The sequence below is a fragment of the Pseudomonas sp. FP2338 genome (assembly GCF_030687515.1).
Classification (GTDB): Bacteria; Pseudomonadota; Gammaproteobacteria; order Pseudomonadales; family Pseudomonadaceae; genus Aquipseudomonas; species Aquipseudomonas salomonii.
Genome location: NZ_CP117436.1, coordinates 3900474 through 3918054, shown reverse-complemented (window position 1 = coordinate 3918054; position 17581 = coordinate 3900474). Strand labels below are relative to the sequence as shown.

13 protein-coding genes are annotated in these 17581 nt (G+C 58.5%); 9 read left to right on the top strand and 4 right to left on the bottom strand.

Annotated elements, in window-relative coordinates; translation table 11 throughout:
- The first annotated feature begins 983 nt into the window (after positions 1 to 983).
- Genes PSH96_RS17670 through PSH96_RS17655 form a run of 4 tightly spaced genes read left to right on the top strand, consistent with a single transcriptional unit; the run spans position 984 to position 5658 of the window.
- Positions 984 to 1457 carry a MarR family winged helix-turn-helix transcriptional regulator gene (locus tag PSH96_RS17670; RefSeq protein ID WP_058421761.1) on the top strand — a complete coding sequence of 158 codons (474 nt, stop codon included), beginning with the start codon at positions 984 to 986 and terminating at the stop codon, positions 1455 to 1457.
- A complete protein-coding gene (locus tag PSH96_RS17665) occupies positions 1454 to 2911 on the top strand; it encodes an efflux transporter outer membrane subunit (RefSeq protein WP_305454113.1) in 1458 nt (485 codons plus the stop codon). The genes PSH96_RS17670 and PSH96_RS17665 overlap by 4 nt, the downstream gene beginning before the upstream one ends.
- 15 nt (positions 2912 to 2926) lie before the next feature.
- On the top strand, positions 2927 to 4123 hold the full coding sequence (locus tag PSH96_RS17660) for an HlyD family efflux transporter periplasmic adaptor subunit (RefSeq protein ID WP_305454112.1): 1197 nt from the start codon (positions 2927 to 2929) through the stop codon (positions 4121 to 4123).
- Positions 4123 to 5658 carry a DHA2 family efflux MFS transporter permease subunit gene (locus PSH96_RS17655; protein ID WP_305454111.1) on the top strand — a complete coding sequence of 512 codons (1536 nt, stop codon included), beginning with the start codon at positions 4123 to 4125 and terminating at the stop codon, positions 5656 to 5658. The genes PSH96_RS17660 and PSH96_RS17655 overlap by 1 nt, the downstream gene beginning before the upstream one ends.
- A 146-nt stretch (positions 5659 to 5804) precedes the next feature.
- Here PSH96_RS17655 and lpxH read toward each other — a convergent pair whose 3' ends face one another.
- Positions 5805 to 6554 carry a UDP-2,3-diacylglucosamine diphosphatase gene (gene lpxH, locus PSH96_RS17650; protein ID WP_305454110.1) on the bottom strand — a complete coding sequence of 250 codons (750 nt, stop codon included), beginning with the start codon at positions 6552 to 6554 and terminating at the stop codon, positions 5805 to 5807.
- Complete coding sequence (locus tag PSH96_RS17645; RefSeq protein WP_305454109.1) at positions 6551 to 7054, bottom strand: peptidylprolyl isomerase; 504 nt, start codon at positions 7052 to 7054, stop codon at positions 6551 to 6553. Before PSH96_RS17645 ends, lpxH begins: the two co-directional genes overlap by 4 nt.
- 249 nt (positions 7055 to 7303) lie before the next feature.
- On the opposite strand from PSH96_RS17645, the gene PSH96_RS17640 reads away from it, so the two are divergent.
- The 3 genes from PSH96_RS17640 (at position 7304) to PSH96_RS17630 (ending at position 11882) form a co-directional block, all read left to right on the top strand.
- Positions 7304 to 9004, top strand: a complete 1701-nt coding sequence (locus PSH96_RS17640; RefSeq protein WP_058421795.1) for a glutamine--tRNA ligase/YqeY domain fusion protein — start codon at positions 7304 to 7306, stop codon at positions 9002 to 9004.
- A gap of 21 nt (positions 9005 to 9025) precedes the next feature.
- Positions 9026 to 10414, top strand: coding sequence for a cysteine--tRNA ligase (gene cysS, locus PSH96_RS17635; RefSeq protein ID WP_305454107.1), 1389 nt, complete (start codon positions 9026 to 9028; stop codon positions 10412 to 10414).
- Between the two features lie 556 nt (positions 10415 to 10970).
- Positions 10971 to 11882, top strand: coding sequence for a hypothetical protein (locus PSH96_RS17630; RefSeq protein ID WP_305454105.1), 912 nt, complete (start codon positions 10971 to 10973; stop codon positions 11880 to 11882).
- A gap of 60 nt (positions 11883 to 11942) precedes the next feature.
- Here PSH96_RS17630 and PSH96_RS17625 read toward each other — a convergent pair whose 3' ends face one another.
- Complete coding sequence (locus PSH96_RS17625; protein ID WP_305454104.1) at positions 11943 to 12494, bottom strand: dihydrofolate reductase family protein; 552 nt, start codon at positions 12492 to 12494, stop codon at positions 11943 to 11945.
- Positions 12495 to 12642: 148 nt separating this feature from the next.
- On the opposite strand from PSH96_RS17625, the gene lepB reads away from it, so the two are divergent.
- On the top strand, positions 12643 to 13311 hold the full coding sequence (gene lepB, locus PSH96_RS17620) for a signal peptidase I (protein WP_305454103.1): 669 nt from the start codon (positions 12643 to 12645) through the stop codon (positions 13309 to 13311).
- Here the strand turns inward: lepB and PSH96_RS17615 are convergent, their stop codons facing one another.
- Positions 13312 to 13461, bottom strand: a complete 150-nt coding sequence (locus PSH96_RS17615; RefSeq protein ID WP_244160719.1) for a hypothetical protein — start codon at positions 13459 to 13461, stop codon at positions 13312 to 13314.
- Between the two features lie 534 nt (positions 13462 to 13995).
- On the opposite strand from PSH96_RS17615, the gene PSH96_RS17610 reads away from it, so the two are divergent.
- A complete protein-coding gene (locus tag PSH96_RS17610) occupies positions 13996 to 17571 on the top strand; it encodes a hypothetical protein (protein WP_305454101.1) in 3576 nt (1191 codons plus the stop codon).
- Positions 17572 to 17581 lie beyond the last annotated feature (10 nt).

The window sequence follows — 17581 nt, the reverse complement described above, 5'->3', positions numbered from 1 at the left end:
CGGGTCACTTTTGGCAAACGCCCCAAAAGTAACCAAAAGGTCTGTGCCCCACCACTCGGCACCTCGCCTAGGCTCGGTGTGCCCTCACTCCGGCTTGAATCCGTGGGCCGCCGCGATGGGCCATCCTTGGCCCAGCGCAGCTAACCCGGCGTCCTGCCGGGTTACCCACGGATTCAAGCCTGCGTTCGGCCAGCGTGGTTGACGGGGCGCCTGAGATCAAAATCAAGATCAAGATCTACAGCACGGCGGCCTGAAAGCCGACCTGAGTGGTTGAAGCAAAAGCCAGATCAAGTGCAAAGCAACAGCCTATCTACCTGATGCAACGCGGTCTAAATGTGGGAGCGGGCTTGCTCGCGAATGCAGTATGTCAGTTATAGATGAATTGACTGACCCACCGCATTCGCGAGCAAGCCCGCTCCCACCTTTGACCGAGTATGGCTCTGCTGTTGCTGTTGCTGTTGCTCCGGCCCTTATATCCTTTTCGATGACGAAGTCAGCGGTCTTTTGATCTGCGCTTGTGATCTTGATCTTGATCTGAAATCGCCCCGTCAAACACGATGGCCGGAATCTGACAGTGATTTGGGGGGTAAACCGGCAGGGATGCCGGTTTAGCCGCCCCGCGCCATGGATGGCGCGTGGCGGCGGCCCCCCAAATCAGTGTCGGATTGCGGGCATGCCGAGCCACAGCGAGGCACCGAGTGTTGGGGCGAGGACCTTTTGGTTACTTTTGCGTCCTTGCAAAAGTGACCCGCTGTAAGAGCGGAACCATACTCAGCCGTTACCCAAATAATGGATATGTACCCCGACCGAACACCCCCGCCAAACCGCCATCGCAGCCAACCCAGCTCCCACAGTTGTTTGCATCTGAAGCCCACCTGTCGCCAAACTACCAAGCAAGCTAATAATTCCATTTGACATTCGCTGCCTAAGCAGTAACATCTTGTCATACATTCACTGCCTAGGCAGTAATAAGGTGACTTTCGATGACCCACTACACCCCTGACAGCTTTCGCAACTGCCACCTCGGCCTATTGCTGGGCCGGGCGGCGCTGCTCAAGGACCGCATTATCGACACCCATATGGAACCCCACGGCGTCACCGCCGCGCAGTTCAAGGTGTTGATCATCATTGCCCAGTTCGATGTCGACACCCCGGCGGAGCTGTGCCGCAACCTGTCCCTGGACAGCGGCTCCATGACCCGCATGCTCGACCGTCTGGAGCAAAAGGGCCTGCTGGCGCGCAAGCGTTCCGAGCAGGACCGGCGCCAGGTGCAGTTGGTGCTCACCGAAGACGGCCAGCGCCTGGCCGACATGTTGCCGCATATCGGCGCGCAGTCGATGAATGAACTGGCCGGGGCGCTGGAGCCTGGTGAGTTGGAAACCCTGGAAAGAATCCTCAAGAAAATTCTGGTAGCTGCCGGTGACGCCATCGTCATCCAGCGGGTAGGTAATCAATGAAAACGTGTGCACTCAGCCTGGTGCTGGTGGCGATGAGTATGGCCGGTTGTGCCAACTTCAGCGGCCTCGACACCCAGGGCCAACGTCTCGACGCCAACACGTTGCAAACCGGCAAATCCTTGAGCGGCGTGACCCTGTCCACGGCCGCCTGGCCGACGGCCGACTGGTGGAAAAGCCTCGGCGATCCGCAGCTCGATGGCCTGATCCATGAAGCCCTGCAAAACAGCCCCGACATGCAAGTCGCCAGCGCCCGTGCCCACCAGGCCGAAGCCGCTGCTTATGCTGCCGATGCTGAACGCATGCCCACCCTGGATGCCAGCGCCGGCGTGAGCCGTTCGCGCCTGGCCAAGGACCAGGACCCGCGCGGGCAGGGCGATGCCTATGCCACCGTGCGCAACATCGGCGCCAGCTTCAACTACAACTTCGACCTCTGGGGTGGCCAGCGCGCCGCCTGGGAAGCCGCGTTGGGCCAGGCGCGTGCCGCCGAAGTCGACCAACAAGCCGCACGCCTGACCCTGGCTGCCAACGTGGCCAAGGCTTACAGCGACTTGGGCCAGGCGCATATCGTGCGTGACCTGGCCAACGATGACCTCAAGCGCACCCGCCAGATGCTCGACCTGAGCAAACGTCGCCTCAGTTCCGGCATCGACAGCGAGTACCAGTACCAGCAGACCGAAAGCCTGGAAGCCAGCTCCCAGTCGCAATTGATCGACGCCGAAAAACAGCTGCAAAGCGCCAAGATCGCCCTGGCGGTATTGCTCGGCAAAGGCCCGGACCGTGGCGGCGAGCTGAGCCGCCCGAATGTGCTGAAACCCAGCGCCGTCGCCGTGCCTTCCGTTCTGCCCGCCGAACTGCTGGGCCGCCGCCCGGACCTGATCGCCGCACGCTGGCGCGTCGAGGCCGCGAGCAAAAACGTGGCCGCGAGCAAAACCCGCTTCTACCCCAACCTCAATCTCAGTGCGAGCGCCGGGGCCGAGTCGTTGCTCGGTGATGCGATGTTTGGCTCCGCCAGCCGGTTCTTCAGCATTGCGCCGACGATTTCGTTGCCGATCTTCGATGGCGGCCGTTTGCGTGCCGACCTCGATGCCCGCGACGCCGATTACGACCTGGCCGTGGCCCAGTACAACAAAACCCTGGTGCAAGCCTTGGGCGATATCGGCAACACCCTGATGCAACTGCGTGAAACCGGCCGGCAGATCCAGGCGCAGCAACACGCCGCGGACATTGCCCAGCAGTCTTACGACACCGGCGTGCAGCGTTACAGCTCCGGCATCGGTAACTACCTGGATGTGCTCAGCATCGAGCAGCAATTGCTGCAGGCCCAGCGTCAGCTGGCGACCCTGAATGCGGCGCAGATCGACCTGTCGATTCAATTGATGCAAGCCCTGGGTGGCGGATTCAACGCCAATAACGTGGCCGCGACCACGACCAGCCCCGCCACCCGTACGGAATAATTTGAGGTATTTGTCATGGCCACTGCCGAAAACAGCAACGCAACTGAAAAACCCGATAACAACCCGCGCAAACGCAAAGTCATGCTGATCGGCCTGGCGCTGATCGTCATTCTTGGCGTGGTCGGCGTGTGGGGCTGGTATGAGTTCTACGGGCGCTTCAATGAAAGCACCGACGACGCCTATGTGAACGGCAACGTGGTGGAAATCACCCCGTTGGTCACCGGCACTGTGGTCAGCATCGGCGCCGACGACGGCGACCTGGTGCACGAAGGCCAGGTACTGATCAACTTCGACCCGAATGACGCCGCCGTCGGCCTGCAAAGTGCCCAGGCCAACCTGGCGCGCACCGTGCGCCAGGTGCGTGGTTTGTACAGCAATGTCGATGGCATGAAAGCCCAGGTCAACGCACAGAAAGCTGACGTGCAAACCGCCCAGGACAACTTCAACCGCCGCAAGACGTTGGCCCAGGGCGGGGCGATCTCCCAGGAAGAGTTGTCTCATGCGCGTGACAGCCTGACCGCCGCCAAGAACGCCCTGACCAACCTTGAGCAGCAACTGAAAACCACCAATGCCTTGGTGGATGACACGGTGATTTCGTCCCACCCGGACGTGCAAGCCGCCGCCGCCCAGTTGCGTCAGGCCTACCTGACCAACGCGCGCAGCACCTTGATCGCACCGGTCACCGGCTATGTGGCCAAGCGCACCGTGCAACTGGGCCAGCGCGTACAGCCTGGCACCGCGTTGATGGCGGTGATCCCGCTGGACCAGCTGTGGATCGACGCCAACTTCAAGGAAACCCAGCTGCGTGATATGCGCATCGGCCAGCCGGTGGACATCGAAGCGGACATCTACGGCAGTGACGTGAAATATACCGGCACCGTCGACAGCCTCGGCGCCGGCACCGGCAGTGCCTTTGCCCTGCTGCCTGCGCAGAATGCGACCGGTAACTGGATCAAGATCGTGCAACGGGTGCCGGTGCGTATCCATATCAACGCCGAGGAGTTGGCCAAGAACCCGCTGCGGGTGGGCTTGAGCACTGTGGTCAACGTCAACCTGCACGACCAAAGCGGCCCGGTGCTGGCGCAACAGGCACCGCAAAAGGCCTCGTTCACCACCAACGTGTATGACCGCCAACTGGCCGAAGCCGATGCCATGATCAGCCAATTGATCCATGACAACAGCCTCGCCGCACCCAAGGCTGTGCAACGCTGATGAGCGCTAACGCCCCCGCGTCCTTTACGCCGCCAAGCTTGCTGATGGCCACTATCGGCCTGTCGCTGGCGACCTTTATGCAGGTGCTCGACACCACCATCGCCAACGTGGCGTTGCCGACCATTTCCGGCAACCTGGGCGTGAGTTCGGAGCAGGGCACCTGGGTGATCACCTCGTTTGCGGTGAGCAACGCCATTGCCTTGCCGCTCACTGGCTGGCTGAGCCGCCGCTTTGGCGAGGTGAAGCTGTTTTTGTGGGCGACCATCCTGTTTGTATTGGCGTCGTTTCTCTGCGGTATCTCCACCTCGATGCCCGAGCTGATTGGCTTTCGGGTGCTGCAAGGCCTGGTCGCCGGGCCGTTGTACCCGATGACCCAGACGTTGCTGATCGCAGTTTACCCACCCGCCAGGCGCGGCATGGCCCTGGCGTTACTGGCGATGGTCACGGTGGTTGCGCCAATTGCCGGGCCGATCCTCGGCGGCTGGATCACCGACAGCTACAGCTGGCCGTGGATCTTCTTTATCAACGTACCCATCGGCATCTTTGCGGTGATGGTGGTGCGTTCGCAATTGAAGAAACGCCCGGTGGTCACCAGTTACCAGCCGATGGATTACGTCGGCTTGCTGAGCTTGATCGTCGGTGTCGGTGCCTTGCAGATCATCCTCGACAAGGGCAATGACCTGGATTGGTTCGAGTCCAACTTCATCATCATCGGCGCGGCGATTTCGGTGGTTGCCCTGGCGGTGTTCATCATCTGGGAGCTCACTGACAAGCACCCAGTGGTCAACCTGCGGTTGTTTGCCTACCGCAACTTCCGTATCGGCACCATCGTGTTGATTTTGGGTTACGCGGGTTTCTTCGGGATCAACCTGATCCTGCCGCAATGGCTGCAAACCCAGATGGGCTACACCGCCACCTGGGCGGGTCTGGCGGTCGCGCCGATCGGTATATTGCCGGTGCTGATGTCGCCCTTTGTGGGCAAGTATGCGCACAAGTTCGACCTGCGCCTGCTGGCGGGCCTGGCGTTCCTGGCGATTGGCTTGAGCTGCTTTATGCGCGCAGGCTTTACCAATCAGGTGGACTTCACCCACATCGCTTTGGTGCAGTTGTTCATGGGGATCGGCGTGGCGCTGTTCTTTATGCCGACCTTGAGCATCCTGATGTCCGACTTGCCGCCGGCGCAAATCGCCGACGGCGCGGGTCTGGCGACCTTCCTGCGGACCCTGGGCGGCAGCTTCGCGGCGTCGCTGACCACCTGGATCTGGATTCGCCGCGCGGACCAGCACCATGCGTACATGAGCGAGAACATGACCACCTACGACTCGGCCACCCGCGATGCCTTGCAGGCGCTCGGCGGGGCAGGGCACAAGGCCTATGCGCAGCTCGACCAGATCCTCACCAGCCAGGCATACATGATGTCCACCGTGGATTACTTCACGTTGCTGGGGTGGATGTTCATGGGCTTGATGTTGCTGGTGTGGCTGGCCAAGCCGCCGTTTGGCGCGAAGGCCGGGCCGGAGGCTTCGGGGCACTGACCGACTGGACTCAGTCAATGTGGGAGCTGGCTTGCCTGCGATAGCATCACTTGGGTATGCCTGATGTACCGAGGTGCCTGCATCGCAGGCAAGCCAGCTCCCACACAAGCCAAACCCCACACAAGCCAGCGTTCTGTGTGTCAGGGTTATGCGCCGGGCAGCGCCAACTGCGGGTTCACGAAGTCAAACGCCGCCAGCGCAAACCCTTGTTCATCCACCTGCAACGCCCAACCCTGCTTGTCCCAATCCCCCAGCACAATACGCTTGGCCGCCTGGTCACCAATCTGCAGTTTATGAATGGCGGGGCGGTGCGTATGGCCGTGGACCAGGGTGCGCACGCCGAACTGCTGCATCACCCGTGGCACTTCCTCGGGCGTCACATCGACAATGTCGTTGGCCTTCATGCGCGTTTGCGCACGGCTCTCGCTGCGCAGCTTGCGCGCCAGCTTGTGGCGGGTGCGCAACGGCAAGTGCCGCAGGATAAACAGCACAATCGGGTTGCGCAGAATGCGCCGCAGCTTCATATAGCCGACGTCGCGGGTGCAAAGGCTGTCGCCGTGCATCAACAGCACGGGCTCGCCGTAAAACTGCACGACACTCGGGTCCTTGAGCAAGGTAGCGCCTGCGGCTTTGCAGAACGCCTTGCCGATCAGGAAATCGCGGTTGCCATGCATGATAAAAATCGGGGTGCCACTGTCGCTCAGCTCGCGCAACGCCTCGCAGATGGAACGCTGGAAGGCGGTCATCCCATCGTCGCCAAGCCAGGCTTCAAAGAAGTCGCCCAGAATGTACAACGCCTGGGCGCCACGGGCGCGGCCGTGGAGCAGATCCAGAAACGCCCGGGTGATGTCCGGGCGCTCCTCTTCCAGATGCAAATCTGAAATCAGCAATATCACCCAACGATCTCGGCTTTCTCGACGATTACGTCTTCTGCTGGAACGTCCTGGTGACCGGCCTTGGAGGTGGTGGAAACGCCTTTGATCTTGTCAACGACGTCCTGGCCTTCGGTGACTTTACCGAATACCGCGTAGCCCCAGCCCTGCACGTTCTTGCCGCTGTGGTTGAGGAAAGCGTTGTCGGCCACGTTGATGAAGAACTGCGCGGAGGCCGAATGCGGCTCCATGGTACGGGCCATGGCGACGGTGTACTTGTCGTTGGAAAGGCCGTTGTCCGCTTCGTTCTGGATGCTTGGACGCTTGTCTTTCTTTTCTTTCATGCCCGGCTCGAAACCGCCGCCCTGGATCATGAAGTTGCCGATGACACGGTGAAAAACGGTGTTTTCGTAGTGGCCGGCGTTCACGTACTCGATGAAGTTGGCGACGGTGATCGGCGCTTTCTCGGCGTTCAGCTCGATGACGATGTCACCGTGGTTGGTGATCAGTTTGACTTTAGTCATGTTCACTACTCTTTTCAGGGAATTCGTGGGTTTGGACGCCAAGGCGCCGCTACCGGTTTGGCCAAATGTGTGCCAAGGCGCGCAGTTTAGCGTGCTCTGCAGGAATTTCGAGGTGGTTTTTTACCGCCGGTGCATTAAATGCAGCAGTTTTCGGTGCTGCTCTGTCAGGTACTTGACAGCATCGGCTATGATATCGCCTTTGTTTTATCTGGCCCCAACCGGCCACGAACCTGTCTGTTCAAGGATCCTATGAGCAAGCCCACTGTCGACCCTACCTCGAATTCCAAGGCCGGACCTGCCGTCCCGGTCAACTTCCTGCGCCCGATCATCCAGGCGGACCTGGATTCGGGCAAGCACACGCAGATCGTCACCCGCTTCCCGCCAGAGCCCAACGGCTACCTGCACATCGGTCACGCCAAGTCGATCTGTGTGAACTTCGGCCTGGCCCAGGAGTTCGGTGGCGTCACGCACCTGCGTTTCGACGACACCAATCCGGCCAAGGAAGACCAGGAATACATCGACGCCATCGAAAGCGACATCAAGTGGCTGGGCTTCGAATGGTCCGGTGAAGTGCGCTACGCGTCCAAGTATTTCGACCAGTTGTTCGATTGGGCCGTTGAGCTGATCAAGGCCGGCAAGGCCTACGTCGACGACCTGACCCCGGAGCAGGCCAAGGAATACCGTGGCACGCTGACCGAGCCGGGCAAGAACAGCCCGTTCCGCGACCGTTCGGTAGAAGAGAACCTCGACTGGTTCAACCGCATGCGCGCCGGTGAATTCCCCGACGGCGCCCGTGTACTGCGTGCCAAGATCGACATGGCCTCGCCGAACATGAACCTGCGCGACCCGATCATGTACCGCATCCGCCACGCCCATCACCACCAGACCGGTGACAAGTGGTGCATCTACCCGAACTACGACTTCACCCATGGTCAGTCGGATGCCATCGAAGGCATCACCCACTCCATCTGCACGCTGGAGTTTGAAAGCCATCGCCCGCTGTATGAATGGTTCCTCGACAGCTTGCCGGTTCCGGCGCATCCGCGTCAGTACGAGTTCAGCCGCCTGAACCTGAACTACACCATCACCAGCAAGCGCAAACTCAAGCAACTGGTGGATGAAAAGCACGTGCACGGCTGGGATGACCCGCGCATGTCCACCCTGTCGGGCTTCCGCCGTCGCGGCTATACCCCGGCGTCGATCCGCAGCTTCTGCGACATGGTCGGCACCAACCGTTCCGACGGCGTGGTCGATTACGGCATGCTCGAGTTCAGCATCCGTCAGGACCTGGACGCCAACGCGCCGCGCGCCATGTGCGTGTTGCGCCCGTTGAAAGTCGTGATCACCAACTACCCGGAAGACAAGGTCGATAACCTCGAACTGCCGCGTCACCCGCAAAAAGAAGAACTCGGCGTGCGCAAGCTGCCGTTCGCGCGTGAAATCTACATCGACCGTGATGACTTCATGGAAGAGCCGCCAAAAGGCTACAAGCGCCTGGAACCTAACGGCGAAGTGCGCCTGCGCGGCAGCTACGTGATCCGTGCCGACGAAGCGATCAAGGACGCCGATGGCAACATCGTCGAACTGCGTTGCTCGTATGACCCCGAAACCCTGGGCAAGAACCCTGAAGGCCGCAAGGTCAAAGGCGTGGTTCATTGGGTGCCGGCTGCTGCCAGCATCGAGTGCGAAGTGCGCCTGTACGATCGCCTGTTCCGTTCGCCGAACCCTGAGAAGGCTGAAGACAGCGCCAGCTTCCTGGACAACATCAACCCTGACTCCCTGCAAGTCCTCACGGGTTGTCGTGCCGAGCCATCGCTGGGCGACGCACAGCCGGAAGACCGTTTCCAGTTCGAGCGCGAAGGTTACTTCTGCGCGGATATCAAGGACTCGAAACCTGGTGCACCGGTATTCAACCGTACCGTGACCTTGCGTGATTCGTGGGGCCAGTGATTCTGTCTTAAGGGAAATGTCGTGCTAACGATCTACAACACACTCAGCAAGACCAAAGAAGTCTTCAAGCCGCTGGATGGCAACAAGGTGCGCATGTACGTGTGCGGCATGACCGTGTACGACTACTGCCACATCGGCCACGGCCGCAGCATGGTTGCCTTCGACCTGGTGACCCGCTGGTTGCGTTTCAGCGGCTATGACTTGACCTATGTGCGCAACATCACCGACATCGAAGACAAGATCATCAACCGGGCGCGGGAGAACGGCGAACCGTTCGATGTGCTGACCGAGCGCATGATCACCGCGATGCACGAGGATGAAGCGCGTCTGAACATCCTCAAACCGGACATGGAGCCGCGCGCCACGGATCACATTCCGGGCATGCTGAGCATGATCCAGACCCTGATCGACAAGGGTTACGCCTACGCCCCAGGCAATGGCGACGTGTACTACCGCGTCGCCAAGTTCATGGGTTATGGCAAGCTGTCGCGCAAGAAAATCGAAGACCTGCGCATCGGCGCACGTATCGAAGTCGACGAAGCCAAACAGGATCCACTGGACTTCGTGCTGTGGAAAGGCACCAAGCCCGGCGAGCCGAGCTGGGAGTCGCCATGGGGCGCCGGGCGTCCGGGCTGGCACATCGAATGCTCGGTGATGTCCACCTGCTGCCTGGGCGAGACCTTCGACATTCATGGCGGCGGCAGCGACCTTGAGTTCCCGCACCACGAAAACGAAATCGCCCAAAGCGAAGCCGCCACGGGCAAGACCTACGCCAACGCCTGGATGCATTGCGGCATGATCCGCATCAATGGCGAGAAGATGTCCAAGTCCTTGAACAACTTCTTCACCATCCGCGACGTGCTGGAAAAGTACCACCCGGAAGTGGTGCGTTACCTGCTGGTGTCGAGCCACTACCGCAGCGCCATCAACTACTCGGAAGACAACCTCAAGGACGCCAAAGGCGCCCTGGAACGTTTCTACCACGCGTTGAAAGGCCTGCCGACCGTGGCACCGGCCGGCGGCGAAGCGTTCGTGGCACGCTTTACCGAAGTCATGAACGACGACTTCGGCACCCCGGAAGCCTGCGCGGTGCTGTTCGAGATGGTGCGTGAGATCAACCGTCTGCGTGAGAGTGATCTTGATGCCGCCGCTGGTCTTGCTGCACGCCTGAAAGAGCTGGCCAGCGTGCTCGGTGTGCTGCAGATGGAAGCCGACGACTTCCTGCAAGCCGGCGCCGAAGGGCGAGTGGATGCGGCTGAGGTTGATGCGCTGATTCAAGCGCGTCTGGCTGCCCGTGCAGGCAAAGACTGGGCGGAGTCCGACCGTATCCGCGACCAATTGACCGCGATGGGGGTGGTGTTGGAAGACGGCAAGGGCGGGACGACGTGGCGGTTGGCTGATCAGGCTTGATCGGTAAACCCTGAATAAAAAACGCCCCGACTGGTTCGGGGCGTTTTTTTGCAGGGTGTTATTTCAGCGACCTGCTCAAGCCAGTGTGGGAGCGGGCTTGCTCGCGAATGCGGTGGATCAGTTAAGGGTGTATCAACTGACACTCCGCCTTCGCGAGCAAGCCCGCTCCCACATTTTACCGTGCCCGCTCTGCATACCTGCTGTTGTTGGATTTATCCCTGCGTTGGGCTGGAAACGAGCCAGCGCCTGCTCCAATTGCCGGAGAATGGTGTGTGATGGCGGGGCAGCAAGCCTTTAAAACATGGAACTTTCGGTGTCCGACTAACCAATGAGAGGTTGCAGCCTTATGGGCTTTTTAATCCATTAGTCGGGAGAGTCGTAGATGTGGAATCCAGGGGTAACAGGGCCAGTGGGTGGGAGCGGCCTTTATGCTCAGAATGGCGTGCTACCGAATTCAGTATCTACCGCGTCTGCGGCTGATGTTGCTGCGGTGAGACAACAGGTTGATGAGTGGCTTAGAGCGGCGCCAGGGTCCAAGGCCCAAACGGCCTCGAGTTTGAATGACCGGTTGAAGCTGATCCGGGAAAGGACGGGTGACGTCGCCTTCAAGAACAATCTCAACAAGCTGATCCAGACCCTTGACCACTACGCAGAGGCCAAGGTTGCTGTTGGTCAGTCTATGCAGCAAAAGTTTCCAGAGGCGGGTGATTCCTCGTTGCCCAACACAAGGCTTTCCCCGCGTGATACCCAATCTGGCAACAGAGCTGCACTTCGCAATCAGCAGCGCGTGAACAACCAGACACCCAATCAGAGTAGGGAGTCTTATGACTATTACACCTCCAAGAGTCATCCGGGAAGAAAGCCCAGCGCAGGCAGTGGACCCGGTAATATCTGGAGTGGTTTCAGCCAAGGGAAGGACGGGAACTGCATCACGGTTGCGGCCATAAAAGCGGCGATGATGAGGTTTGGTCAGAAACCCACCGATATTTTCAACCAAGTGAAACTAGCGGGGGATGGCTATGACGTGGTGATGCGCGATGGCTTCAGGCTCCACCTGTCCAAGAGCGAGTTAGCAACGGCAGCCCAAAGATCGGATTTTAAAGGCACTGACTCGGCGATGCTGGCCGATGCTTGCTTTTTGTATGCCGCGAGTGCCAAACGAGCACAATTGGAAAACAACGATGGTTACGCCAGCAGGAGTTTTGAAGCCGCGCTATACAGCATTAATGATGGTGATAGCGATCGTAGAGATGGGTTGCGGCGTCTGGGCTTGTCCGCTCACATCCGAGAAACAGATGTCAGGACCTTGGGGCGTGGGCAGCTGGGTGTTGTCACACACGGCGTTCTAATCAATGGTGTGATGACAGGTCACTCCATGGCAGTGATTAATGGTAGGGAGGAAAAGTGGGGGGCGCAAGGTGGCCATCCGCCCACTCATATTTATGCTAATGCAGTGGCTTTGGTCTGATAGGTGATTGGGCCGGATCAACACGCCTGCCGAAAATTGCCGAGCGTGGGCACTTGAATCTCAATGCTCGGCGGTGACCTGATACCGACTCTGAACAAAGCCGTTTTCAGACGTACACGTACTGACATGGCTTAGTTCATGTCCACTGCCGAGCTGGCTGAACAACGCAATGCCCTGTCCCAGCAAAACCGGAATGCGCGTGATGATGAGCTCGTTAATCAAGCCTGCTTCAAGAAACGCCTGGATCGTTTGGCCGCCATCGATGTAAAGATGCAGCATGCCACGCTCGGCTAGCTGGGCTACCAGTGTGGTCGGGTCTACCGCCATCACCTCAAGCTTGCCGTGCAAATGCGCGGGCACCTCCATCGGCTGGTGAGACAGTGCTATGACCGGCGTACCCTCATACGGCCACTCGGGAAACGACAAGACTTTTTCCAGGGTTTTGCGACCCATCACCAACGTATCAACTGTGGCAATGAAGCTTTCATAGGTCACGCCGTTCAGTTCGGCGGCTTCGTATTCGGGCCGGTGCAGCCATTCGATATCGCCGTCTGCTCGGGCAATAAAGCCGTCGACGCTGGCCGCGATAAAGACCGAGCATTTGATTTCCATGGGGGGCGACTCTCCTTTTTGAATACCTTGAATTGCAGGCCGTAACGCTAATGTTAATTTAATCCTCCGGTGTAATAAGCGAGTATTGCCAAATGTTACCTTGGATTTTCCGGCGGCTGTCTGCGCCGCTTTTTTAGTGCGAGGCTGTATGCGAAGTTGGTTGAGCCGCTACCGTTACGTCATCCTTTTCTGGCTGTGCTTCGGCGTGTTCCGCACCTCCCTGGCCGACTGGAACCCCATCCCGTCCGGGTCGATGCGCCCGACGTTGCTTGAGGGCGATGTGGTGCTGGTCAACCGCGTGGCGTATGACCTCAAGTTGCCGCTCACGGATATTTCCCTGGCCAAGCTGGATGACCCCAAACGGGGTGATGTGGTGACGTTCTCGTCACCCAAGGACGGCATGCGTTTAATCAAACGCATCGTCGGCATTCCCGGCGATACCCTGGAAATGAAAGATGAAGTGCTGTGGGTTAACGGCACGCCCGCCACCTACAGTGATGGCCAGGACATCAGTGAACCGATCGTGCCAGGCCAGACAGTGCCGGGTATCAAGCTGACCGAGCTGGCGAGCAACAGTAAACGCACCATTCAGTTCATGCCCACAGTTCGGGCATTGCGAAATTTCGGCCCGGTCACCGTGCCGGCCGACAGCTATTTCATGCTCGGAGACAACCGCGATAACAGCGATGATTCGCGCTACATCGGCTTTGTGCCACGCCGCTTGTTGATTGGGCACGCGCATCATGTGCTGGCGTCAGCTGAGATACTCGATCATTGGATGCCGCGCTTGAACCGGTTCGGCGCGCCGATCCTGTAATTAGACTTTCGCGCCGAGTGCCCGAATGGCAAACACCGCGATGCTCGCCAACTGCTCGACCGTTGCGCCGCCTTTGCCGGCGATTTTCATGCCGCTGAGGGTGGCCATCAGAAAGTCGCAGGCGCCCGACAGGTCAATGTCAGCGGCCAATTCCTCTTGGTCCTGTGCGTGCCATGGCCTGCAGGTACAACTGGCGTTTGTCGCCAAAAGTGTCGTATTCGATCGTTTGGCTGATGCCTTCGTTTAGGGCCAAGGCGCGTTTTAATTAAAGTGCCCATTGTCAAGCCAGTATAGGAGGTCTGGTTTTTTCAATGGGCGGATCGGAATATTCTTATAGAGGACGCAGTTTTTTTCTCCTAGCTTGGCTGCAACGGTTCTTAGGACGAGAACACTATTAAGTGGCTCTGTTGCGGAGAATTTAGTATGCCAATTTCCCTGGCGACGCACGTCAATTCTCAAAGTGGGTATTTATCGCCCGCCGATAATCCTTATTCCACAATCGTTCCATCTTCCGAGTCTTACCACCCATCAAGCCAAAGCCTGAGTGGTCTCGCGCCGCTTGCAGCGGTAGACGCTCAACAACGATTGCCTGTGCTCCCGCCCATCCAAACACGTGGAAGCCTGGTATCACCCGGTCGATTCGGGGGCCCTTCCGATGACGCCAATCCTATCGCCAAGAGGCGCGTGAAACGCGAACTTGTGCAGACGCCTGACAAACCTGCACACAACACGCTGGGCCCGTTGGCTGGCCCCCACTCTCACTCCGCTGATGCAGATCAAACCCTTCAGGCGCAGTTGATTACGAAGATGGGCAGTGTGTCGGATTCGTTAGTGACCGTGCCCGAACGGTCTCTGATTTCTCAGCCGTTCGAAATCTACAAGCGTGTGGTGAATCAGCCCGAGGTTTTAGCTTGGCTGAGGAGTAAAGGTTTTTCCTTGGACTCGGTGACTATTGGCAAAAATAGCGTATCGGGATTGGTTACCCGCGATGGAGTGACCTCTCGTCAGACATACACTCTACAAGACACGTCTGGCTGGTGGCAGGTATCGGCGCATGTGATGCGCGCGCTTGAGGCGCTAGACCCCACGCACCAAGGTGTGCCTTATGTCTCTATGGACAGCCGGCAAGTTTCGCGGAATGTGGCGAGCTTGTTTTATGGCGTTATGACGCCCGATACCTGGGAGCAAGTGGCTGCGCTTGTGACAAGCCTGAAGGCGGGCTGGCCTGCGCTGTCTGCAGCAGAGACACGCAATCACCTGCTCCGGCTTGAATGGTCAAAGCGCAGTATCAACGAGCTTGATGACCGTGAAAACCTTGCCGACGCTTTGGAGCGTGCGGCCGACGGCGTTGCGGACAGCGCGCCTTTGTCGTTGTCAGGTAGTGAGTTCAAGGTCTCTGTCACCAACCCGTTAAGAAACGACCAGGAGGCTCGCAGGCGCCTGGCCGAGCTGATTGCACTTCCTGAGATGCAAGGTGTTCTGGCGGATCTTGGGCAAACAGCGCCGGATCAGGCGTACCGTATCAGTGAAGGCCGTCTGCAAGTGCTGCAACCGATCCTCAACCAGTGGTTGGATGTCCCTGTCAGTGGCAGTTGGAGCCAGTCGCTCAAAGACGCATTTGCGGCGGTTGTAGTGTTGAGTGAGCAGTCGGGTCACGCGCTCTACTCAGACGATCGCCACGATCTGCGTCAGGTCACGAGGTCGATGGGCATGGATGCGATCGACACAGCAGGGCAGGCTCGCGCCGCTGCCAAATGGTTGCGCAACCGCTTCGCACCGACTACCCCTGTCGGCAACTATGCGAAATTACTCCCTCAGCAGTGGGCTGCGGGAACCTTGTCGGCGAGTGAGAAAAGTCAGCTGGTTTCGTTGGCGACGGATCAGAAGTATGGCGCCAACACGATAGGGTTCGCATTGGGTCGTCAGATAGTCACGCAAGCCCTGCCACAGGAAACGGCCGCCAAGGCAGATCAGATTTGGGACGAGCTACTCAACACGCCACAGGCCGAGCAGTGGGGGCGGGAACTTGCCCAGACGTTGGGTTGGTATAAGGGGGAGGGTGATGACGATATCGATGCTGCGCAACGGAAAAGTTTGCTGACCGCCGCCATCATGCTCAGTGTCGATCCTGATGTTCCCGCCGCCCCTGGAAGCGCCGCCGGTTATCAGTTTTACACCCCGGCCAATATGGGGCGTGAGATGGGGGCTGTACGCAAAGACTTTGAAAAACACTTGGTCGAGAAAAAGGGCGTGAGCGTGCGGGCTGCACCGTTGGTGGCTCATCTGTTCCTGGCACATGCCGCACCGGAGTTTCTGGTGAAACCGGACCAACAGGAGTCGACAAAGCTCCCTGAACTGCTCCGCCAGTCGCCTGACAAAATACGTATAGGCAGCCCGGCGTGGATGACACTTAGCCTGGGCAGTGCATTGGCCGAAGTATGGGGCGGAGCTGGAGCCAGTCGCGGCATGAGCATGAATGAGCTTGGCGCACTGACCACGCTGGAGGCCGTCCAGCCGCAACAGCAAGTACTGGCTATGGCGCTTGGCGCCAGGCGGGTAATCGATGTAGGGGTCATGACGGGTACCGTGCCACGAAGAAGTGACGGTCTCTATACGCCCGACGATTACCAGGCGGCGTCTGACGGCATTACGCGTCGTTCCGAGGCGATCGAGCAATCGGTAGTCACCTTGGGGACAGCCCCGCCCACCCGTAGCAGCCTGGCGATCAAGGCGCTGAAACAGGCATTTCCTGAGTTGACCGACAGTGAAATAGAAACTATCACATTGAGGAAGCCTGCAACCAAACACAGCCTCTCCGGTGTCGGCACAAATACGAAATGGCCCACATTGGTTGAGGCGTATGCCACGGGGGATCTGCATGAGAATTGGTTTGCCTTCAGTCATCCACGGATCACACAAGCGGAATTTGAATCCCGGATAAAGACACTCCCTCGTGTTGCCGATCAGGTCGCGGGCGCAGTTGATCAATACCTGAGTGACGTCAAGGGTGCGATGCCCTCGCTGATGAAGATGAGTCTTGCAAACTTGCCCCTCGACGTTCGCCAGGCTATGGAGTGGGGGGATGTCCAAGTCTATAGGCTACGTCGAGAAACCGGTGAGACGCAGGAGGAAGATGCTAACAAGGGCAATAAAGTGGCTCGGAATCGGGGGTGGCACGGGGTGCTGCTGCGCATTAAATATGAGGGCAAAACTCGCTATCTCGAATTTTTCCCCACGTCCGGGACGATTATTGATCGCACGACCAGTCTGGCCGGCAAAAAATTGAACCTGAACGAGGGCATTATTGAAGAAGAGACCGTGCCCAGATGGCGAAGTGGCACGAAGAAACTTCGGTATCTGCGGGGCACTCAACAGCCCTTTGATTTCAACGCATACCTCACGGGTGAGGCCCCTCGTGACAATGCAACGTCGAAGGTGATCATTTCCAAAGTAGGGGCTTCGGTGCCAGGTTCTGCTTCGAAAGGGGCAGGTGACAACCGCGATGAGTGGGTGCCTGACACCTTTGGTTCTGCCAAAACCCAGGCGATTATTGACGTTATACTTTCGGGTAATTACATCGGCAACTATAGCGGGCATCGTCAGCAACTCATTGATGATGCCAATGCAGTGCTGCCCAGTGAAGATAACGTTCGGGGCTATGTCAATCGTCTAATGAACAAAGAAAATGGTCGCGCGCTGGTGTCGATGATTTCGTTTATCGGCCCGCTGGTTGACATCTACGAGGGTAACGTTAAGGACGGTTTGAAAGGCTTGGCAATCGATACATTACTGTTATTAGGTGCGGGAGGAGCACAGGCCGCCCGTAAAGCATGGAAGGCGATCAAGTTTGCATCACGCCTGAACAAGCAGGCACTTCGTACCTCTGTTCTCAAGGAAGGCACTGCATTGCTGCGTGGGATATTTAATCCGGGGGAGGGCTTCTTTGGTCTTCCGAGCCAGCCGAGTCGACTTGGAGATTTTCTAAGACGTTCGCACAAAGGCGTTTCCGTCAAGATCGGGATGGGGGTGTATGTACCTACTGATGTTTACGCAAAATTGCGCTTTGTCAGGGACAGCGCTCCCACCTTATCCGAGATGCTCAAAAAGGCGAACGCCGCTCCCGTTACGCCCGTACAGGGCACGGTTAATCAGGTAACGCTGAAGGCCGTCAAGGTGCAGGAAAAATGGTTTGCGTTCGATCCCGACAGCGGTGTGCCTTTTGGCTCGCCCCTTCAAGGCTTCATCCCGCAAACCCCTTGATGCCAACGGG